Annotated in this window: 18 protein-coding genes; 5 read left to right on the top strand and 13 right to left on the bottom strand. The window is 67.7% G+C overall.

Annotated elements, in window-relative coordinates; translation table 11 throughout:
- Positions 1-20 precede the first annotated feature (20 nt).
- From U858_RS0125780 to U858_RS0125760, 5 genes are all read right to left on the bottom strand, one after another.
- The gene (locus U858_RS0125780; protein ID WP_025140010.1) at positions 21-2,066 is read right to left on the bottom strand and encodes an acetyl/propionyl/methylcrotonyl-CoA carboxylase subunit alpha; all 2,046 of its coding nucleotides are present in this window, start codon (positions 2,064-2,066) and stop codon (positions 21-23) included.
- Between the two features lie 56 nt (positions 2,067-2,122).
- Complete coding sequence (locus U858_RS0125775; protein WP_025140009.1) at positions 2,123-3,730, bottom strand: carboxyl transferase domain-containing protein; 1,608 nt, start codon at positions 3,728-3,730, stop codon at positions 2,123-2,125.
- Positions 3,731-4,019: 289 nt separating this feature from the next.
- Complete coding sequence (locus tag U858_RS0125770; RefSeq protein ID WP_025140008.1) at positions 4,020-5,201, bottom strand: acetyl-CoA C-acetyltransferase; 1,182 nt, start codon at positions 5,199-5,201, stop codon at positions 4,020-4,022.
- 34 nt (positions 5,202-5,235) lie between these two features.
- Positions 5,236-7,083, bottom strand: a complete 1,848-nt coding sequence (gene aceK, locus U858_RS0125765; RefSeq protein ID WP_025140007.1) for a bifunctional isocitrate dehydrogenase kinase/phosphatase — start codon at positions 7,081-7,083, stop codon at positions 5,236-5,238.
- Between the two features lie 13 nt (positions 7,084-7,096).
- Entirely contained in the window at positions 7,097-8,275 is a 1,179-nt protein-coding gene (locus tag U858_RS0125760) for an isovaleryl-CoA dehydrogenase (RefSeq protein ID WP_025140006.1), read from the bottom strand.
- A 247-nt stretch (positions 8,276-8,522) separates the two neighbouring features.
- Between U858_RS0125760 and U858_RS0125755 the strand changes: the two genes are divergently transcribed.
- Complete coding sequence (locus U858_RS0125755) at positions 8,523-9,701, top strand: M20 aminoacylase family protein (RefSeq protein WP_025140005.1); 1,179 nt, start codon at positions 8,523-8,525, stop codon at positions 9,699-9,701.
- Between the two features lie 93 nt (positions 9,702-9,794).
- Positions 9,795-10,763 carry a tripartite tricarboxylate transporter substrate binding protein gene (locus U858_RS0125750; RefSeq protein ID WP_025140004.1) on the top strand — a complete coding sequence of 323 codons (969 nt, stop codon included), beginning with the start codon at positions 9,795-9,797 and terminating at the stop codon, positions 10,761-10,763.
- Between the two features lie 104 nt (positions 10,764-10,867).
- Here the strand turns inward: U858_RS0125750 and U858_RS0125745 are convergent, their stop codons facing one another.
- Positions 10,868-11,200 carry a YnfA family protein gene (locus tag U858_RS0125745; protein WP_025140003.1) on the bottom strand — a complete coding sequence of 111 codons (333 nt, stop codon included), beginning with the start codon at positions 11,198-11,200 and terminating at the stop codon, positions 10,868-10,870.
- Between the two features lie 10 nt (positions 11,201-11,210).
- Positions 11,211-11,591, bottom strand: a complete 381-nt coding sequence (locus U858_RS0125740) for a MerR family DNA-binding transcriptional regulator (RefSeq protein WP_025140002.1) — start codon at positions 11,589-11,591, stop codon at positions 11,211-11,213.
- Between the two features lie 73 nt (positions 11,592-11,664).
- Here U858_RS0125740 and U858_RS0125735 point away from each other — a divergent pair, with 73 nt between their 5' ends.
- Positions 11,665-12,732: an MBL fold metallo-hydrolase gene (locus U858_RS0125735; RefSeq protein WP_025140001.1), complete on the top strand. Its 1,068-nt coding sequence runs from the start codon at positions 11,665-11,667 to the stop codon at positions 12,730-12,732.
- Between the two features lie 73 nt (positions 12,733-12,805).
- Here U858_RS0125735 and U858_RS0125730 read toward each other — a convergent pair whose 3' ends face one another.
- On the bottom strand, positions 12,806-13,432 hold the full coding sequence (locus U858_RS0125730; protein ID WP_025140000.1) for a LysE family translocator: 627 nt from the start codon (positions 13,430-13,432) through the stop codon (positions 12,806-12,808).
- A gap of 92 nt (positions 13,433-13,524) precedes the next feature.
- Here U858_RS0125730 and U858_RS0125725 point away from each other — a divergent pair, with 92 nt between their 5' ends.
- Together U858_RS0125725 and metC are read left to right on the top strand one after the other, a co-directional pair.
- Positions 13,525-14,220, top strand: a complete 696-nt coding sequence (locus U858_RS0125725; protein WP_025139999.1) for a nitroreductase — start codon at positions 13,525-13,527, stop codon at positions 14,218-14,220.
- Between the two features lie 94 nt (positions 14,221-14,314).
- The gene (gene metC, locus U858_RS0125720) at positions 14,315-15,508 is read left to right on the top strand and encodes a cystathionine beta-lyase (RefSeq protein WP_029954299.1); all 1,194 of its coding nucleotides are present in this window, start codon (positions 14,315-14,317) and stop codon (positions 15,506-15,508) included.
- Positions 15,509-15,542: 34 nt separating this feature from the next.
- Here the strand turns inward: metC and U858_RS0125715 are convergent, their stop codons facing one another.
- The 5 genes from U858_RS0125715 to argS form a co-directional block, all read right to left on the bottom strand.
- Positions 15,543-16,520 carry an alpha/beta fold hydrolase gene (locus tag U858_RS0125715; RefSeq protein ID WP_025139997.1) on the bottom strand — a complete coding sequence of 326 codons (978 nt, stop codon included), beginning with the start codon at positions 16,518-16,520 and terminating at the stop codon, positions 15,543-15,545.
- Complete coding sequence (locus U858_RS0125710) at positions 16,499-17,710, bottom strand: ABC transporter substrate-binding protein (protein ID WP_025139996.1); 1,212 nt, start codon at positions 17,708-17,710, stop codon at positions 16,499-16,501. The genes U858_RS0125715 and U858_RS0125710 overlap by 22 nt, the downstream gene beginning before the upstream one ends.
- A gap of 164 nt (positions 17,711-17,874) precedes the next feature.
- Entirely contained in the window at positions 17,875-18,507 is a 633-nt protein-coding gene (locus U858_RS0125705) for a thiol:disulfide interchange protein DsbA/DsbL (RefSeq protein ID WP_025139995.1), read from the bottom strand.
- A gap of 83 nt (positions 18,508-18,590) precedes the next feature.
- On the bottom strand, positions 18,591-19,316 hold the full coding sequence (locus tag U858_RS0125700; protein ID WP_025139994.1) for an SPOR domain-containing protein: 726 nt from the start codon (positions 19,314-19,316) through the stop codon (positions 18,591-18,593).
- Between the two features lie 9 nt (positions 19,317-19,325).
- Positions 19,326-21,011, bottom strand: coding sequence for an arginine--tRNA ligase (gene argS, locus U858_RS0125695; RefSeq protein ID WP_025139993.1), 1,686 nt, complete (start codon positions 21,009-21,011; stop codon positions 19,326-19,328).
- Positions 21,012-21,169: the final 158 nt, after the last annotated feature.

The following is a 21,169-nucleotide window of genomic DNA, read 5'->3' as shown; positions in this document are numbered from 1 at the left end:
GGTCGGCAACCGCGTGGCGGCTATTGGCCGATGGCCACCAGCTCGGCGCCTTCAGTGACCTGGTCGCCCACGGCATAGAACAGTTCTTCGACCTTGCCGTCGGCGGGCGCCGAGATGGTGTGCTCCATTTTCATGGCCTCCATTACCAGCAGCGGTTGGCCCTTGGTGACGCTGTCGCCGGCCTTGACGGCGATGGAGATGATCTTGCCCGGCATGGGGGCGGTCAGGCTGCCGCCATGCTCGCCCTGGGTGTCCTGGGCGTGCGCCAGCGGGTCATACAGGTCCAGCACATGGGCGCCGCCGGCGTCCCCGGTACCGAACACGTGGGCCTTGTCGGCATGAAGCACTACCGTGCCGGCGCTTTCCAGGCCGCCCAGGGTGACGCGCAGGTCATGGACGAAACCGGGCGTGCCGGCGGCGTTGTCGGCCTGCACGCGCCAGGTGAACGGCTGCGCACCGGCGCCGCTGTCCAGGGTCCAGTCGCCGCCCTGGCGCGTGACCACGACGTGGCGGGTCTCGCCGTTGTCGATCCATTGCAGCGTGCGCTGGTAGCGGTTGCCCAGGCGCCAGCCGTCGCGGGCGTCCCAGGGGTCGGCGGGGCGCGGGGCCGTGGCCGGGGCATGCGGCTGCGCCAGGCCTTGGCGTACCAGCACCGCGGCCGTGGCCAAGGCCAGCGCCGACGGGGCGGCAGGCGTGGGCTCGGGCAGCAGCGTGGCGCGCTGGCGTTCGATCAGGCCGGTGTCCAGGTCGGCCGCGGCGAAGGCGCTGTCGCGCATCAGGCGCGACAGGAAGGCGACGTTGGTCTGCACGCCTACCGCCTGGGTCTGCGCCAACGCCTGCAGCATGCGGGCGCGGGCCTGGTCGCGGTCGGCGCCGCGCACGATCAGCTTGGCGATCATGGGGTCGTAGAACGGCGTGATGGTGTCGCCGGTGCGCACCCCGCCATCGACGCGGATATCGCCGTTGGCAAACGCCGTGTGGGCCGGCAGCCCCAGGTAGGCCAGCGTGCCGATCGACGGCAGGAAGCCCTTGTCGGGGTTTTCGGCGTAGATGCGGGCCTCGATGGCGTGGCCCTGGATGCGCAGGTCTTCCTGGCGCGCCGGCAACGGCTGGCCGGCGGCCACGCGCAGCTGCCATTCGACCAGGTCGTGGCCGGTGATCATTTCGGTCACCGGGTGCTCGACCTGCAGGCGGGTGTTCATTTCCATGAAGTAGAAGCGGCCATCGGGCTCGGCGATGAATTCCACCGTGCCGGCGCCCACGTAGCCCACGGCGCGGGCCGCGGCAACGGCGGCTTCGCCCATGGCGCGGCGGCGCTCTTCGGTCATGCCGGGCGCGGGGGCTTCTTCGATGACCTTCTGGTGGCGGCGCTGCACCGAGCAGTCGCGCTCGAAAAGGTAGACGCAGTTGCCATGGGTATCGGCGAATACCTGGATTTCGATGTGGCGCGGCTTTTGCAGGTAGCGTTCGATCAGTACGCGGTCGTCGCCGAAGCTGGATGCGGCTTCGCGTTGGCAGGATGCCAGCGCGTCCAGGAACGCGGCCGACGATTCGACCACGCGCATGCCCTTGCCGCCGCCACCCGCGCTGGCCTTGATGAGCACGGGGTAGCCGATGCCGTCGGCCTGCTCTTTCAGGAACTGCGGGTCCTGGTTGTCGCCGTGGTAGCCGGGCACCAGCGGCACGCCGGCCTTGTCCATCAAGGTCTTGGCGGCAGACTTGCTGCCCATGGCGGCGATGGCCGATGCCGGCGGGCCGACAAAGGCGATGCCGGCTTTTTCGGCGGCTTCGGCGAAGGCTTCGTTTTCCGACAGGAAACCGTAGCCGGGGTGGATGGCGCCGGCGCCGGTGTCGCGCGCGGCCTGCAGGATGGCGTCGGCGCGCAGGTAGCTGGCGCGCGGTTCCGGGCCGCCAATGTGCACGGCGATGTCGCAGGCGGCCACGTGGCGGGCGTTGGCGTCCGCGTCCGAGTACACGGCAACCGTGCGGATGCCCAGGCGGCGGGCGGTGGCGGCGACGCGGCAGGCGATCTCACCGCGGTTGGCAATCAGCAAAGTGTCGAACATGAATGTGATCCTGGCTGGAATTCGTCGTGAACGCGTCGTGGGGCGGGGGCGCCGCCCTACATCCGGAAGACGCCGAAGCGCGTGTCTTCGATGGGCGCGTTCAGCGCGGCCGACAGGGCCAGGCCCAGCACGCGGCGCGTGTCGGCCGGGGCGATGATGCCGTCGTCCCACAGCCGGGCGGTGGCGTAGTACGGGTGGCCTTCGTGTTCGTACTGCTCGCGGATGGGCGCCTTGAAGGCGGCCTCTTCGTCGGCCGACCACTTGCCGCCGCGCGCCTCGATGCCGTCGCGCTTGACGGTGGCCAGCACGCTGGCGGCCTGTTCGCCGCCCATGACCGAGATGCGGGCGTTGGGCCACATGAACAGCATGCGCGGCGAATAGGCGCGGCCGCACATGCCGTAGTTGCCGGCGCCGAACGAGCCGCCGATGAGCACGGTGAACTTGGGCACGGCGGCGGTGGCCACTGCCGTCACCATCTTGGCGCCGTGGCGGGCGATGCCTTCGTTTTCGTATTTGCGCCCGACCATGAAGCCGGTGATGTTCTGCAGGAACACCAGCGGAATCTTGCGCTGCGCGCACAGCTCGATGAAATGCGCGCCCTTTTGTGCCGATTCCGAGAACAGGATGCCGTTGTTGGCCACGATGCCTACCGGCATGCCGTGGATGTGGGCAAAGCCGGTGACCAGCGTGGGGCCGAAGCGGGCCTTGAATTCGTCGAACTCCGAGCCGTCGACGATGCGGGCGATGACCTCGCGCACATCGTAGGGCTTGCGCGTGTCGGCGGGAATGATGCCGTTCAGTTCCTGCGGGTCGAAGCGCGGTTCGCGCACCGGCACGGTGGCCAGCGGCGCGGGCTTCTTGCGATTCAGGCGGGCCACGGCGCCGCGCGCCAGTTGCAGCGCATGCATGTCGTTGGCGGCCAGGTGGTCGACCACGCCGGACAGGCGCGTGTGCACGTCGCCGCCGCCCAGGTCTTCGGCGCTGACTTCTTCGCCGGTGGCGGCCTTCACCAGCGGCGGGCCGCCCAGGAAGATGGTGCCCTGGTTCTTGACGATGATGGACTCGTCGCTCATGGCGGGCACGTAGGCGCCGCCGGCCGTGCACGACCCCATCACCACGGCGATCTGCGCAATGCCTTGCGCGGACATCTGGGCCTGGTTGTAGAAGATGCGGCCGAAGTGGTCGCGGTCGGGAAAGACTTCGTCCTGCTGCGGCAGGTTGGCGCCGCCCGAGTCGACCAGGTAGACGCACGGCAGGTGGTTCTGCGCGGCGATTTCCTGGGCGCGCAGGTGCTTCTTGACGGTCATCGGGTAGTAGGTGCCGCCCTTGACCGTGGCGTCGTTGCAGACGATGACGCATTCGGTGCCGGCGATGCGGCCGATGCCGGTGATGACGCCCGCGCCGGGGGCGTCGCCGTCGTACATGCCGTGCGCCGCCATGGGCGACAGTTCCAGAAAGGGTGAACCCGGGTCGATCAATTGTTCCACGCGGTCGCGTGGCAGCAGTTTGCCGCGCGCCACGTGCTTGGCGCGCGAGGCTTCGCTGCCGCCCAAAGCGGTCTGCGTCAGCTGCTGCGCCAGGTCATCCAGCTGCGCCTGCATGGCGCGGGCGTTGTCGGTGTAGTCCTGCGACCGCGGATTGATGCGGGATTCGATGATGGGCATGGGGTTCCACCCGTCCTGCTTGATTGGAATTTGAAGGCGCTCTCGGGGTGAGAGCGGTTTGTCTCGCTGCCCGGTGGGCCGGGCGTTTCTTGTCAATGACTTATCGGTCTTCGGTATGCATTCCTGTGCGCCCTTCCTGCACGGCCCGCGGCCGACCCGCCGCGGACAGCGCCATGCCGGAAAGGCGCAGCGGAATGCATGCCCGCCAGGCGGGCAGTCCACGACGCTGAAGGCCCCGTCCTGCCGAAAATTCGGGTACAGCGGGCATATCAGCGTCGTGGGGCCGTGCTTAGACCATTTCGATGGCCATGGCCACGGCTTCGCCGCCGCCGATGCACAGCGTGGCAACGCCGCGCTTGCCGCCGGTCTTGCGCAGCGCACCGACCAGGGTTGCCATCAGGCGGGCGCCGGACGCGCCGATCGGGTGGCCCAGGGCGGTGGCGCCGCCGTGGACGTTGACCTTTTCGTGCGGCAGCTTGAAGTCGGCCATGGCGGCCATGGTGACCACGGCGAAGGCTTCGTTGATCTCGTACAGATCCACGTCCTCGGCCTTCCAGCCGGTCTTGGCGAACAGGTTCTTCAGCGCGCCGACGGGGGCGGTGGTGAACCAGCCCGGCTCTTGCGAATGCTGGCTGTGGGCCACGATGCGGGCCAGCGGCTTGACGCCGAGCTTCTCGGCGGTAGACGCGCGCATCAGCACCATGGCGGCGGCGCCGTCGGAGATCGACGACGAGTTCGCGGCGGTGATGGTGCCGTCCTTCTTGAAGGCGGGCTTGAGGGTGGGGATCTTTTCCGGCATGGCCTTGGTGGGGGCCTCGTCGGTGTCGATCACGGTGTCGCCCTTGCGGCCGGCCACGGTGACGGGAGCGATTTCCCACTTGAAGGTGCCGTCTTCGGTGGCGGCGCGGGCGCGGCGCAGCGATTCCAGCGAGAAGGCGTCCTGCTGCTCGCGGGTGAACGAGTACTTGGCGGCGCAGTCTTCGGCGAACACGCCCATGGCCTTGCCCTTGTCGTAGGCGTCTTCCAGGCCGTCCAGCGCCATGTGGTCATACACGGTGTTGTGGCCGAAGCGGTAGCCCTGGCGTGCCTTGAGCAGCAGGTAGGGGGCATTGCTCATGCTTTCCTGGCCGCCGGCGACGATGACGTTGGCCGAACCGGCCGCCAAAAGGTCGTGGCCGAACATGGCGGCCTTCAGGCCCGAACCGCACACCTTGTGGATGGTGGTGCACGCCACGCCCAGCGGCAGGCCCGCGCCCAGTGCGGCCTGGCGAGCAGGCGCCTGGCCCTGGCCGGCCTGCAGCACGTTGCCCATGATGACTTCTTCGACCTGCTCGGGCTTGATGCCCGCGCGTTCGACGGCGGCCTTGATGGCGACCGAGCCCAGCTCGTGCGCGGCCAGGCCGGACAGGCTGCCCAGCATGCCGCCCATGGGCGTGCGGGCGATGGAAACGATAACAACGGGATCTGACATGACTAGCTCCTGTGAGGGTCGGGACAGCGTCTGCTTACGGGGCCGCGCCGGCTGGTGCCGGACGCAGGCGCCTGTCCGTATCGTAAGGGAAAAATTCTTCAATCCGGCCCTGCGCCACCTGGGCGCGGCAGGCCTGCCACCAGGCCGGTTCCAGCAAGTCGGCGTGATGGCGCAGGAAGGCGCCGCGCACCCGCGCGTCGCCCAGCAGGAAGCGGCCGAATTCCTCGGGAAACACGTCGTTCGGGCCGACGGCATACCAGGGCTCGGACGCCATTTCCGCTTCTTCGTTCGGGGCGGGCGGAATCCGCCGGAAATTCATTTCGGTCATGCGCTGGATTTCGTCGTAGTCGTAGAACACGACCCGGCCCAGGCGCGTCACGCCGAAGTTCTTGTAGAGCATGTCGCCGGGGAAGATATTGGCCGCGGCCAACTGGCGGATGGCGTCGCCATATTCCCGCACGGCGGGTTCGAGCAGCGCGTCAGGCGCCTGCGTCAGGTAAAGGTTCAGCGGCGTCATGCGCCGTTCGATGTAGACGTGGCGGATGACGACCGTGTCCCCGGTTTCTTCGATCAGGCTGGGCACCAGACGCCGCAATTCGTCCAGCAAGGCCGGCGCGAAGCGGCTGCGCGGCAGCGCCACCTGCGAGTATTCCCAGGTGTCGGCCATGCGGCCGACGCGGTCGTGCAGTTTCACCATCTGGTATTTGCGCCGCACGGTGGCGTGGTCCATGCCGTCTTTGTCGATGCGGTCCTTGATCAGCTTGAACACGTACGGGTACGAGGGCAGCGTGAACACGCACATCACCATGCCCTTGATGCCGGGGGCCACGTCGAAGGCATCGCGCGAATGCGCCAGGTGATGCAGGAAGTCGCGGTAGAACAGCGTCTTGCCCTGCTTTTGCAGGCCGATCATGGTGTAGAGCTCGGCCTTGGGCTTGCGCGGCAGCAGGCTGGACAGGAAATTGACCACCGCGGCGGGCGTTTCCATGTCCACCAGGAAATACGCGCGGGTGAAGCTGAACAGCGTGCTCAGGTCATCCGACCCCAGCAGCAGCGCATCCAGCCGCACCTGCCCGGCCGGGTTGCGCGTCAGCGCCACGGCAAAGGGGTAGACGGTGGTCTGGTTGACCAGGCGGCCGACGATGTAGGCGCCCTTGTTGCGAAAGAACAGCGAGCCCAGCGCATGCACCTGGCAATCGCTGGCGATGCGGCGGCCGACGTGCCGGGGCAGCAGCGTGCGCAGCTTGTGCACCGCGGTGCGGGCCAGCAGGCGGGCATCGCGCGTCAGGTCTTCGAAGGGCAGCGCCAGGCCAAAGTCGGCCACCATGCGGATCAGGCTTTTCTGCAGCCCTTCGCTGGCCGGGTAGTAGACCCGGTACGACGGCATGCGGCTGTCCAGGTACTCGGTGGCCACTGCCGGCCGCACGAACAGGAAGTCGTTGTGGAAGTAGTCGCGGTGCAGCAGCCGGCACGACACCGAATTGAAAAAGGTCTCGGCGCATTCGGGCTGGCGGTGCTCGGCCAAGAGGCCCACGAATTCCTGCTTGATCTGCTGCCAGTAGGCGGTCTGCGTCTCGGTCAGCGCCGGGCTGGTCGCGCCGTTGGCACCCACCGCGCCTTCAGGCCGGCCGCGCAGCACGCCTTCGAGCTGGGTGGCGCATTCGCGCACCCGCATGTCGTAGTACTCGATGCGTTCGCGCGACAGGTGCTGGATGCCGTGCCAGTCGCCCGATTCGAACAAGGCCTTGGCGCGCTGCGCGCTGTAGCGAAACAGCGCGTAGTGGCGGTCGAACCCGGCCAGGATCAGCCGCGCGACGTCCAGCGGCGAGGGGCCCTTGGCGGGCGCCTGCTCGATGTGCTGGACGTCGGACGTGCGGATCATGGCGCGGCGCGGTTCAGGCGGTTTCGTTGAACAGTTCGCGGCCGATCAGCATGCGGCGGATTTCGCTGGTGCCGGCGCCGATCTCGTACAGCTTGGCGTCGCGCCACAGGCGGCCCACCGGGTAGTCGTTGATGTAGCCGTTGCCGCCCAGGATCTGCACGCCCTCGCCCGCCATCCAGGTGGCTTTTTCAGCCGTGTACAGGATCAGCGCGGCGCAGTCCTTGCGCACCTGGCGCACGTGTTCGGCGCCCAGGCGGTCCAGGTTCTTGCCCACCTGGTAGCAGAACGCGCGGCTGGCCTGCAGGGTGGTGTACAGGTCGGCGACCTTGCCCTGGATCAGCTGGAATTCGCCGATGGCCTGGCCGAACTGCTTGCGTTCATGGATGTACGGCACCACCACGTCCATCACGGCCTGCATGATGCCGACCGGGCCGCCGGACAGCACGGCGCGTTCGTAGTCCAGGCCGCTCATCAGCACCTTCACGCCGCCGTTGACCTGGCCCAGCACGTTTTCTTCGGGAATTTCGCAGTCCTGGAACACCAGTTCGCCGGTGTGGCTGCCGCGCATGCCCAGCTTGTCCAGTTTCTGCGCCACCGAAAAGCCCTTGAAGCCCTTTTCCACCAGGAAGGCGGTGATGCCGCGCTGGTGTGCTTCGGGGTCGGTCTTGGCGTAGACCACGAGAGTGTCGGCGTCGGGGCCGTTGGTGATCCACATCTTGGTGCCGTTCAGCACGTAGCGGTCGCCCTTCTTGTCGGCGCGCAGCTTCATGCTGACGACGTCCGAACCGGCGCCGGGTTCGCTCATGGCCAGGGCGCCCACGTGTTCGCCCGAGATCAGCTTGGGCAGGTACTTGGACTTCTGCGCCGCGGTGCCGTTGCGGTTGATCTGGTTGACGCACAGATTGGAGTGCGCGCCATAGGACAGGCCGATGGAGGCGCTGGCGCGAGAGATTTCTTCCATCGCGACCATGTGGGCCAGATAGCCCATGTTGGCGCCGCCGTACTCTTCGCCGACCGTCATGCCCAGCACGCCCAGGTCGCCGAATTTGCGCCAGAGATCCATGGGGAACTGGTCGCTGCGGTCGACTTCGGCGGCGCGCGGCGCGATCTCGGCCTGCGCGAAGGTGCGCACGGCGTCGCGCAGCATGTCGAGATCTTCGCCCAGGTCGAAATTCAGGCCGGGAAGGTTCATCGCTGTCTCCGTGATAGTGGGTACTTACATTTTTATGGGCGCCAGCTACCGCGCCACGGTTCGTCGCGTGATCCCATGATGCGCCGATCGGCGGGGGCTACGCAATGATGCACCGCAAATATTACGTTTACGTAAACGTAAATTTGAGTCGGGTTTTCCCTAGGCAAATGTTTGCGTCCCGGGGGAAGCGCGCTGGGTACTATTCCAGCCGATCCTTGAAACCTGAAATTTTGTGACGGAGTAAGCGGTGCTCGAACTATCCGATCTGGACGATATTGTGGCGCTGCGGCGTGACCTGCATGCCCATCCCGAGCTCTGTTACGAAGAGCACCGCACCGCCAAGGTGGTGGCCGACGCCCTGCGCGGCTGGGGCATCGAGACGCACACCGGCATCGCCAAGACGGGCGTGGTCGGGGTGATCAAGCGCGGCACCTCGGACTGCGCCATCATGCTGCGCGCCGACATGGACGCCCTGCCGATGCAGGAAGAGAACCAGTTCGACCACCGCTCGCGCCACGACGGCAAGATGCACGGCTGCGGCCACGACGGCCACACCGCCATGCTGTTGGCCGCGGCCCGCCACCTGCAGCAGGCCGGCGGTTTCGACGGCACGGTGTATTTCTGCTTCCAGCCCGCCGAAGAAGGCGGCGCGGGCGGGCGAGCGATGATCCAGGACGGCCTGTTCGACCGCTTTCCCTGCGAAGCCGTGTTCGGCATGCACAACTGGCCGGGCCTGGCGGCCGGCACGTTCGGCGTTTGCGCCGGCCCGATGATGGCGGCGGCCAACGGCTTCAAGATCACCGTGCGCGGCAAGGGCGGCCATGCCGCCGCGCCACACGATTGCGCCGACCCGGTGCCGGCGCTGTTTGCCATCGGCCAGGCGTTCCAGACCATCCTGACCCGCAGCAAGCGGCCGCTGGACGCCGCCGTGCTGTCCATCACCCAGGTGCAGGCCGGCGGCAGTGTGATCAACGTGATTCCCGGCAGCGCCTGGCTGGGCGGTTCGGTGCGTGCGTACAGCACCGACGTGGTCGACCTGATCGAACGCCGCATGCACGAGATTGCCGGCAGCATCGCCGCGGCCCATGGCTGCGAGGCCGACGTGTATTTCGAACGCCGCTATCCGGCCCTGGTGAACACCCCAGCCGAAACGGATTTCTGCATGGAGGTCATGCGCGACGTGGCCGGCGCCGACGGCGCGCGCGTCATCGAGCCGGTGATGGCGTCCGAAGACTTCGCCTTCCTGCTGCAGGCCAAGCCCGGCTGCTACGTGTTCCTGGGCAATGGCGACGGCGAGCACCGCATGGCGGGCCACGGCCTGGGGCCATGCATGCTGCACAACGCCAGCTACGACTTCAACGACGCCCTGATTCCGGCCGGCGCGGCCTATTGGATCCGCCTGGCGCAGCGCTATCTCGCGGCCTGATTCCGACATCACCCCGGACGCCGAGGCGCCCTGACGCTTTTTTTTGCAACACGCTTTACCTGACGCAGTGCTACGCAACATCACAAGGAAGGTATGAAAAAGAAGATGCTGTTCACGGCCGCGGGGGCGGCCCTGGCAATCATGGCGGGCGGGGCAATGGCCCAGACCTGGCCGGCCAAGCCCATCACGCTGGTCGTGCCCTACACCGCTGGCGGCAGCGCCGACGCGATCGGGCGCCGCCTGGGCGACGTGCTGCGCAAGGAAGCCAACGCCACGGTCATCGTGGAAAACAAGCCGGGCGCGGGCGCATCCGTGGGCACCGATTTCGTGGCGCGGGCCCAGCCTGACGGCACCACGCTGCTGCTGGCCTCGACCAGCCCGCTGACCATCTTTCCGCACTTGGCCAAGACCAACTACGACCCGATGAAGGACCTGACGCCGGTGGCCAGCGTGGCCGTGGCGCCTGTCGCCATCGTGGCCACCAAGGCGTTGCCGGTGAAGGACTTCGCCGGCCTGATCGACTACGCCAAGTCGCACCCGGACGGCGTGCGCTACGGCACGCCGGGCCAGGGCACCGTGGCCCACATCGGCATGGCGGCGCTGACGGCGCAGACCGGCACCAAGATGCTGCACGTGCCCTACCGCGGCAACAGCCAGGCGCTGACCGACGGCCTGGGCGGCGTGGTGGAACTGCTGGTGGTGAACACCGACGTGGTGTTGCCGCACGTGGCCAGCGGCGCGCTCAAGCCGCTGGCGGTGATGGCGCCCGAACGCCTGGCCGCCTGGCCCGACGTGCCCACGATGGCCGAACTGAAGCTGCCGCAGGCCCAGTACTACTCGAACTTCGGCATCTTTGCGCCGGCCAACCTGCCGCCGGCCGTGTCCGGCCCCTTGCAGGCCGCCCTGGCCAAGGCCGTGGCCAGCCCGGAATTCAAGGACCTGCTGGCCAAGTCGTACCTGCAGCCGGGCACCGCGTCGGGCGAGGCCTTCGCCAAGCAGGTGCAGGCCGAATTCGCCAACAATGCCCGCCTGATCAAGGAAGGCAACATCAAGGCTGAATGATCGGGGGCGCTTGAACAGGCGCTACCAAGAAAAAAAGCGCGCGTTCCTTGCGGATCGCGCGCTTTTTTCCTGAAGCCGGGTCGAGGCCGCGAGGGGACGATGCGTCAGCCGCCGCGCGGCCCGAACATGATGACCAGCATGCCGGCCAGGCACAGGCCCACGCCGACGTAGTCGCTGGCGCTGGGCCGCACGCCGTCCACCGCCCACAGCCACAGCAGCGCCATGCCGATGTAGACGCCGCCATAGGCCGCATAGACGCGGCCGGACGACGTGGGGTGCAGGGTCAGCAGCCAGGCGAACAGCGCCAGGCTGAGCGCGGCGGGCGCCAGCAGCCAGATGGAATGGCCGCGACGCAGCCACAGGTAAGGCAGGTAGCAGCCGACGATTTCGGCCAGGGCCGTCAGGATGAAGAGCGCCAGCGTTTGCAGCATGCCCATGGTGCCACCCTCAGGGATGCTGCGCGAGCAGGTCGCGGCACTGGCGTTCCTGCATCGCGATTTCCTGCAAGGTGTCTTCGATGTCGCGGCGCTGCTGTTCGAGCGTGGCGCGGTGTTGTTCCAGCACGGTCAGGTATTGGCGCAGCTGCACTTCGGTGTCGCCCGGACCGTCGTACATGTCGATCAGCGTCAGGATCTCGGACAGCTGCAAGCCCAGCCGCTTGCCGCGCAGGGCCAGTTTCAGGCGCGTGCGGTCGCGCGGCCCGAAGATGCGGTTGCGGCCCTCGCGCGCCGGGCTGACGATCCCCTGGTCTTCATAGAAGCGGATCGTGCGGGGCGTGACGTCGAACTCGCGGGCGAGCTCGGAGATGGTCCAGGTTGACGAGGGCATGCGGCGTGTGGCAGTTTACGTAAACGTAAATTATGATGACTTGACCCGATCGTCAAGCGTGGAGAGCGAGGCAATGAACCCCAACGAACAGAAGCTGCAGTATCCCTGGGCCGATTTTCAGCCCGAGGCCGGCCGGGCGCACACGGTGGCCGAAGGCGTGAAATGGATCCGCATGCCGCTGCCGTTCGCGCTGGATCATATCAACCTCTGGCTGCTGCGCGACAACATCGACGGCCGCGACGGCTGGACCATCGTCGACTGCGGTATCTCGCGCGACGAGGTCAAGGCGCTGTGGGAAGACGTTTTCAAGAGCGAACTTGAGGGCCTGCCCGTGCTGCGCGTGCTGGTCACGCACATGCATCCGGACCACATCGGCCTGGCCTATTGGCTGTGCGAGCGCTGGAACGCCCGGCTCTGGATGACGATGACCGACTTCATGGTGGCGTCGCTGTGGTCGTCGCGCCGCAACGAGGCCGGCGGCGGCCCTGGCGGCCAGTCCGCCGTGGACCACTTCGCGCGCCACGGCCTGACCGACCCGGACGCGCAGGAACAGATCCGCCAGCGCGCCAATTACTTCCCGAACCTGGTGCCGGCCGTGCCGTCGCGCTACACCCGCATCATGCACGGCGACCAGGTGCGCATCGGCGGGCGCGATTGGCGCGTCATCGTGGGCTACGGCCACGCGCCCGAGCACGCCTCGCTGCATTCGCCGGACCTGGGCGTGCTGATCTCGGGCGACATGGTGCTGCCGCGCATTTCCACCAACGTCAGCGTGTTCGACTACGAGCCGGACGCCAACCCCCTGCCCCTGTACCTGCGGTCGCTGGATGGCTACGCCGACGTGCCGCGCGACACGCTGGTGCTGCCTTCGCACGGCCGCCCCTTCAAGGGCCTGCATGAGCGCATCGCGCAGCAGCATGAACACCACCGCGACCGCCTGGCCGAAGTGCTGGAGGCCTGTGCGGTGCAGCCGCAGTCCACCTCGGACATCGTGCCGGTGCTGTTCAAGCGCAAGCTGGACCTGCACCAGCTGACCTTCGCCATGGGCGAGGCGCTGGCGCACTTGCACGCGCTGTATTTCGAAGGCAAGTTGACCCGGGCGGAAGGCGCCGACGGCATCGTGCGGTTCTCGGCGGTCTGATTGCCGCCGTTGTCTGCACCGGGGTTCTGGGCAGGGCCTGGCGCGAACGCCCGGCCCGTGCCGAACAGCGTGGCTAGCGCGACGACGTGGCCAGGCGCACCGCCAGGCCCACGAACACCAAGGCCGCAATGCGGTTGAGCCAGCGCTTGGCCGTGACCGAGCGCTGCAGCAGTTCGCCGAACGCGCCCGAGAAGAAGGCGATGGCGCCGAACACCAGCAGCGTCGCCAGCATGAACACGGCGCCCAGCTGCACGGTCTGCCAGCCCACCGGGCCCAGCTTGGGCGAGGTGAACTGCGGCAGGAACGCGAAGAAGAACAGCAGCACCTTGGGATTGGTCAGGTTCATGACGATGCCGCGACGATACAGCGCCGACGTCTTCATCGGCGCTGGCCGCTGGCCGTCTTCGGCATGCACCGGGGCGCGCAGGATCTGCCACGCCAGATACGCCAGGTAGGCCGCGCCGGCCAGCTTGAGCACGGTGAAGGCCACCGGCGACGCGGCGAACAGCGCGGCCAGCCCCAGCGCCACCGCGGCGGTGTGGCCCATCAGGCCCGTGCACAGGCCCAGCACCACGAACAGCCCGGCCTTGCGTCCCCAGATGGCCGATTGCATCAGCACGAACAGGTTGTCGGGGCCGGGCGTCAAGGACAGCAGCACGGCAATGCCGAAGAACGCGGTCAGGGATTCAAGGGGCAGCATGAGGGTCTCGCGAAGGTCGGCCGGCGCCTTGCGCGCCGGAAATGAACTGGCATCATACGAGGAAATAAATGCGAAGCCACGAAGGAGACACCATGTCCGCTGTACCGGAATCCGCCGCGCGACCCGACGCCGTGCTTGAAGACTGGCTGCGTGCGCGCCACAGCTGCCGCGCCTTCCTGCCCGATGCGGTGCCGCGTGCAGTCATCGAACGCATCCTGACGCTGGCCGCGCGCACCGCGTCGTGGTTCAACTGCCAGCCTTGGCAGGTGACGGTGGCCTCGGGCGAAGGGGCCCGCCGCTTGAGCCAGGCATTGCAGCAACGTGCGCAGCAGCCGGGCTTCACGCCCGACTTTCCGTTTCCGCGCGAGTACCAGGGCGACTACCTGGCCCGGCGCCGCGAATCCGGCTTTCAGCTGTACAACGCGGTGGGCGTGGCCCGTGGCGATCGCGAAGCCTATCGCCGCCAGGAACTGCGAAACTTCCAGCTGTTCGATGCGCCGCACGTGGCCATCATCACGACCGACGAGGCCTTGGGCGAATACGGCGCCATCGATTGCGGCGGATACGTCGCCAATTTCCTCCTGGCGGCGCAAGCCAATGGCGTGGCCACCGTGGCCCAGGCGTCGCTGGCGATGTACCCCGAGGTGCTGCGCGACGCACTCGGCCTGGCGGCCGACCGCCGCGTGGTCTGCGCCATTTCGTTCGGCTATGCCGATGCCGCCCACCCCGCCAACAGCTACCGCACCAGCCGCGCGGACCTGGCGTCGACGGTGCGCTGGGTCGACTAGGCCTGCTCGTTCACAAGGGCATGGAGCGACAGCCCCGCCCGCTCCTGATATGGTTCTGGATTCTCGTCCTAACGCCAAGCATTCCCCTCTGAAGATGCCTACCAAACACATCGATACGGTTCTGCAGCATGCGGGCACCGCCCCGTTCAATCCCGAGACCGGCACGGCGCCGGTGCCGCTGCCGCCGATGCGCGCCAGCACCGTACGGTTCGAGAACCTTGCTGCGCTGGAAAAAGCCCAGCGCAGCAAGGCCGCGGGCGGCCGCGCTACCACCTATGGCCGCATGGGCATGGACACGCACGCGGCGCTGGAACAGGTGTTTGCGCAGCTGGAAGGCGGCACGCATGCCTACCTGGCGCCGTCGGGCCTGTCGGCCATGACGATGGTGATGCTGGCGCTGTGCTCGGCGGGCGACCACGCCCTGATTTCCGACTGCGTCTACGGCCCGATGCGTGAGCTTGACGATGCCGTGCTCAAGCGCATGAACATCAACGTGACCTACTTCGCCGCGGGCGAAGACCTGGACGCGCTGGTGCAGCCCAACACCAAGCTGCTGTATGTGGAATCGCCCGGCTCGCTGCTGTTCGAGATGCTAGACATGGGCGCCATGGCCGCGTTCGCGCAGCGCCGTGGCCTGGTGCTGGCCACTGACAACACCTGGGGCTCGGGCTACATCTACCGGCCGCTGACGCTGGGCGCGCAGGTGTCCATCATTGCCGGCACCAAGTACGTGGGCGGCCATTCCGACCTGATGCTGGGCGCGGTGGTCACCAACGACGAAAAGATTGCCAAGCAACTGAACCGCACGCAGTACGCGATGGGCTATTCCATCAGCGCCGACGATGCCTGGCTGGCGCTGCGCGGCGTGCGCACCATGCCCATCCGCATGGCGCAGCATGCGCGCCACGCGCTGGAAATCTGCGCGTTCTTCAAGAGCCGTCCCGAAACCGTGCGCCTGTTCCATCCCGCGCTGCCCGAAGACCCGGGCCACGCCCTGTGGCAGCGCGACTGCACCGGGTCGAACGGCATGCTGTCGGTCGAACTGCGCCTGTCGCCGGCGGCCGCGCGTGCGTTCGTCGATGCGCTGGAACTGTTCGGCATCGGCTTCTCGTGGGGTGGCTACGAAAGCCTGGTGCAACTGGTGTCGCCCAAGGACCTGTCGCATCACCGCTATTGGGGCGAAGGCCAGAACGCGCTGGTGCGCCTGCACATCGGCCTGGAGTCGCCGCTGGACATCATCGCCGACCTGACGCAGGCGCTGGAAAAGGCGGCGACGGTACAAGGTTGACGTCGTTCATGGGGCGCAACGGGCTAGTCCGCCTTCAAGCCGCCTCGGCCCGTATCCAGCCGCCGATGCGCGCCGCAATGTCGTCGCTGTTGTCGTCCATCATGGGCATGTGCGAATTGCCCGCGATGCCCATGTCGGCCAGGCGCCACGTCGCGACGTGCGCGCCGTGCGCCGCCAGTTGTTCCGCATAGGCCTGCCCCGCCTGGCACAGGCGGGTCCAGAGCGGCGTGGCGTCCAGATAGTCGCCATAGACGAACAGGAACGGCTTGCCCGCCACGCTGGCGGGCGCCACCGCTTCCGAGAACCCCGACGGCTCGATGCCGATCACCCCTTGCACCAGGTCTGGCCGCGCTTGCAGTGCACGGTAGGCGACTTCGCCGCCATGGCTGTGCGCCAGCACCAGGCACGGGCCGATGCGCTCCAGCGCCGCGCAAAAGCCCGCCAGTGCCGCATCGTTGTTGCCCAGCCAGCGCGGTACGGCGTGGCGGATGAAGCTATCGAAGGCCTGCACCGGAAAGCGCTGGCCATCGAAGGCGCTGCGCCGCGCATAGTCGCTTGCATGGCCAAAGCGAAACAGCGACCAGCTTTCTTCGGCGTTGCGCACGATGGGCGGTTCGGGCCACACCTCTTCGAACGGCGTCCAGCCCGCGCGGCCGCGTTCGACGTTGTCGACCACGTACACCGCATGGCCCTGCCGCAGGAAGTGCTGCACCCAGCCGGGCCGCCCGTCAGGCGTCTGTTCCCACATGGCGCCGGTCATGCCGCCGCCATGCAGCAGCACCAGCGGCAGCGGGTGCCGCCGCTCGGCGGGAATGAAGTACTGCACGTAGGCCTGTTCCACGTGATACAGCCCGTTGGGGTCGTACGGCAGCGACGCGGTGCGGGTAAAGGCGATCTCGCGCGGCGGGCGCCCTTCGATGCGCACCTGCCGCCCGCCGGCGTAGAAACTGCCGAAATCGGCCAACGCCAGCGGTGGGGAAAACGTCTGATTTATTTCTTGACCAGCGGGCATTGGCTTTCCGACAGGGGCCAGGCAAGGGTATCGCCCGGTATGGTGCGCACGATGTTGTAGTAGTCCCAGGGCGCCTTGGACTGGGCCGGCGATTTCACCTGCGCCAGCATCATGTCGCGCACCACCAGGCCGTCTTCGCGGATGTGCGCGTTCAGGCTGAAGGGGTCGTCGATGGGCAGCGATTTCATCTTGGCCATGACGGCGTCGGAATTCGTCGTGCCGGCCGCCTGCACGGCGCGCAGGTAGTGGCGCACCGAGCTGTAGACCCCCGCTTGCAGGAAGGTGGGCGGACGGCCCAGGCGGGCTTCGAATTTCTTGGTGAAGGCGCGCGTGCCGTCGTTCATGTCCCAGTACGACGGCACCGTCAGGTAGGTCTGCTGCGCGGCTTGCAGGCCCAGGCTGTGCACGTCGGTGATCAGCAGCAGCATCGCCGCCAGCTTCTGGCCGGCGCCGGTGATGCCGAATTCGGCTGCCTGCTTGATCGCCGAAATCGTGTCGCCGCCCGCATTGGCCACTGCAATGATCTGCGCCTTGGATGCCTGCGCCTGCAACAGGAACGAGGCGAAGTCCGACGCGTTCAGCGGATGGAACACGGTGCCCACGACCTCGCCGCCGTTGGCTTTCACCACCGCCTCGGTGTCGGCGGCCAGCTGCTTGCCGAAGGCGTAGTCGGACGCCAGGATGAACCAGCGCTTGTTGCCTTCGTTGACCACGGCGGTGGCCGTGCCGCGCGACAGCGCATAGGTGGTGTAGGTCCATTGCACGCCATAGGGCGAGCATTGCGCCTGGGTCAGTGCCGTGGTGCCAGGGCTGGAAAACAGCACCAGCTTTTTCTTTTCGCGCGCAATGCCCTGCACCGCCAGCGCCACCGACGAATTGGGCACGTCCACCACCACGTCCACGCCGTCGGTGTCGTACCACTTGCGCACCATGCCGCTGCCGATGTCGGGCCGGTGCTGATGGTCGCCCGAGACCAGCGAGACGGGTTTGCCGAGCACGGTGCCGCCCAGTTCTTCGATGGCCAGGCGAGCCGCCTCGACGGACCCGCGGCCGGTGGCGTCGGCGGTGACGCCGGCCATGTCGGTCAGGACGCCGATCTTCACGCCGTCGGCGTCATTGGCCAGTGCAGAGGCGCCGGCAAGCGCCAGGCACAGGCCCAGCGCCGTGCGGCGCAGGAATTGCTGTCTCATGTGTCTTCCACCCTTGGATGCCGCCGTCGGCGGCGAATTATTGTGGGGGAAGTGTAGCCCGCGTCGGGCGCTGTTGAACGCAGTCTGGCCTTAGGGACGACCCCATGAAAAACGCCCCGGCCGATGCGGCGCGGAGCGTTCTTGAACTGCGATTCAGGTGCGGGTCAGTTGCCGCGTGCCATCGGGATCAGTTGGTTCACTTCCTTCAGGGCGCCTTCGTAGCTGTTGCCTGCCAGCACCGGCGACGTCATGAACTTGCCGCCCACGGCGAACGAGGGCGTGCCGTCGATGCGGTAGGCCTCGGCCAGCTGGTTGGCGCGTTGCACCTGGGTCTGGACGCTGAACGAATCGAACACCGAGTCGAACTTGGCGCGGTCCACGCCTTGCGCGGCGGCCCAGTCGCCCATGGCCTTCTTGTCGATCAGGCGCTTGTGTTCGCCGTGGATGGCGGTGAAGACCTTGGCGTGCAGGTCGGGGCGGTCCAGCGCGATCAGGGTGTAGTACAGCTGTTGCAGGGGCTTCATGCCGGCATTGAAGGCGATCGGCACTTGCTTGAGCACCACGTCGGCCGGGGCCGTCTTGGCCCAGTCTTCAACCATCGGTTCCATGGCGGCGCAATGCGGGCAGGTATACGCGAAGAATTCCAGCACTTCCACCTTGCCCGGGGTGTCGGACGGCAGCGGCGGATTGATGGCGACGTAGGCCTGGGTGCCTTGGGCGTGGCTGACCGGGCTGAAGAACGCGGTGGCGGTCAGCGCGGCGGCTGCCAGGATGCGGATGAGCTTGGGGGACAGCATGGATGATGTTCCTGAACAAAAAGGTTACAGACAGGGCCGGGCCCGGATAAGTTCAATCAAAAAGCCATGATCGGCGCGCCGTGTTACTGGCGCACCACCGCTGTTTCAATCTTGTTTTCGCCCAACCGGCCGCGGGCGCGGTTCATGTCGTCCAGGCGGGCAAACGGCCCCACGCGGACGCGGTTGATGGCCTTGCCGTTCACTTCGGCCTTTTGCACTGCCACGGGCAAGCCCAGCAGGATGATGCGGGCCTTCAGGGATTCAGCATCGTCCTGGCCGCGGAACGCGCCCGCCTGCAGGTAGTACGAACCATTGGCCGATGCCGCCGGGGCGGACGAGGCGGCCGGCGCCTTGGCTGCGGGCGCCGGGCTGGGCGCCAGCTTGGCAATTGGCGTGGGCGGCGCGACGGCGGCGGGCGCAGGGGCCTGTGCCGGGGCGGCCGCGGGGGCGTTGTTGGACGTCGGCAGCGTGGCGATCAGGGCGCCCAGGTCGTCGGACTTGCCGGCCGGCGCGGTGCCGGCCCCCGGCAGCGGCGCGGGCGCCGTGGCGGTGGGGCCGCTGGGCGGCGTGCCCGCCGCGCCGTCGCGGCCATACAGGCCGGCGTTGGGGTCCGGCGCCTGGCGCGGGTCGGGCAGCTTGCCTGCGTCGCCCTGCCGGCTGGCGCGGTCCACGAAGGGCACGGGCGCCTTGGTGACGTAGAACGCCACGGCAGCGGCCACGATCAGCCCGATGAGCAATCCGGCCAGCGCCCCGTACAGGGTGCTGCCGCTTTCGCCGGAACGGCGGGTAGGTTTGCGCTTGGTCGCCATGTACCGATGTTACATCCGCTCGGGGGCGGACACGCCCAGGAGCTCCAGGCCGTTGGCCAGCACCTGGCGCGTGGTCGAGGCCAGGCGCAGGCGTGCCAGCTTCAGCGCGGTGTCGTCGACCAGCACGCGTTCGGCGTTGTACCAGGCGTGGAAGTCGGACGCGCAGTCGCGCAGCCAGAAGGCGATGTGGTGCGGGGCCAGTTCCTGCGCGGCCAGGGCCACGATCTGGGGGAACTCGGCCAGGCGCTGCATCAGCGCGAATTCGGTCGGGGCCGTCAATAGGGACGCATCGGCCGCCGCCACGTCCGCCGCCGGCATGCCGGCGTTGTTCACGACCGAGCAGATGCGCGCGTGGGCGTACTGAATGTAATAGACCGGGTTTTCGTCGCTCTTGGACAGGGCCAGGTCGACGTCGAACACGAATTCCGTGTCGGCGCGGCGCTGGATCAGGAAGTAGCGCACCGCATCGCGGCCGACCCAGTCGATCAGGTCGCGCATCGTGACATAGCTGCCGGCGCGCTTGGAGATCTTGACCTCTTGCCCGCCGCGCATGACCTTGACCATCTTGTGCAGCACGTAGGACGGGTAGTCCTTGGGGATGCCCTCTTCCAATGCCTGCAGACCGGCGCGCACGCGCGCCACGGTGCCGTGGTGGTCGCTGCCCTGGATGTTCACGGCGCGGTGAAAGCCCCGTTCCCATTTGGCCTTGTGGTAGGCCACGTCCGGCACGAAGTAGGTGTAGCCGCCTTCACTCTTGCGCATGACGCGGTCTTTGTCGTCGCCCGTGCCCAGTTCGGTGGTGCGCAGCCACAGCGCGCCGCCTTCTTCATAGGTATGGCCGCCGGCGATCAGCGCCTGCACGGTGGCTTCGACGCGGCCCGACGTGTAGAGCGAGCTTTCGAGGTAGTAGTTGTCGAACACCAGGCCGAACGCTTGCAGGTCCAGGTCTTGCTCGCGGCGCAGGTAGGCCACGGCGAAGACGCGGATGTCGTCCAGGCTGTCGATATTGCCGGTGGCGGTGACGGGTTCGCCGTCCGAGGCCTGGATGGTCTTGCCGGCCTGGAAGTCGCGGGCGATGTCGGCGATGTAGTCGCCCTTGTAGCCGTCGGCGGGCCAGTCGGGCGAGTCGGTCGTCAGGCCGCGGCCGCGGGCCTGCACGCTGATCGCCAGATTCTCGATCTGGTTGCCGGCGTCGTTGTAATAGAACTCGCGCGTCACGTCCCAGCCGATGGCGTCGTACAGGCGGCACAGGGCATCGCCCAGCGCGGCCTGGCGGGCATGGCCCACGTGCAGCGGGCCGGTGGGGTTGGCCGACACGAATTCGACCAGGATCTTCTCGCCGGCGCGCGGGGCGCGGCCAAAGGCGGCGCCTTGTTCGGCCACGGTCGCGATGACGGCCTGGCGGGCGGCGGCGGTGACGCGCAGGTTGATGAAGCCGGGGCCGGCGATTTCAGCGCTTTCGACCAGGTCGCGGGCGCCGGGCTGGGCCAGCAGCGCTTCGACGATGGCCTGGGCCAATTCGCGCGGGTTGCGTTTGGCCGGCTTGGCCAGCTGCATGGCCACGTTGGTGGCGACGTCGCCGTGGGCGGCGACCTTGGGGCGCTCCAGCAGCACAGTGGGCTGGGCGTCGGGCAGGCTCTGCGCAACGGCGGCCTGGATCAGGGAAATAAGCTGTTTTTGTTGCTCGGGGAGCATGGGCGTCTGGAGTAGTTCTGGGTGGGTGACGAAGGCGGCGACGGGTCGCGGCCGGGCCGGTGGCCCGCGCGAACGCCCTGGCGCAGCCTGGGGGGCGGGATCGGTGCGGCCGGCGAGGCGCAACCGCATGCGGGCGCCGGATTCTCGGCCGCCGGGGA

Origin of the sequence: Achromobacter sp. DH1f (assembly GCF_000633435.1) — a bacterium.
In the GTDB taxonomy this organism is placed as follows: domain Bacteria; phylum Pseudomonadota; class Gammaproteobacteria; order Burkholderiales; family Burkholderiaceae_B; genus Achromobacter; species Achromobacter deleyi.
Note: the sequence above shows the minus strand (reverse complement) of the source record. Positions and strands in the feature narration are given on the sequence as shown.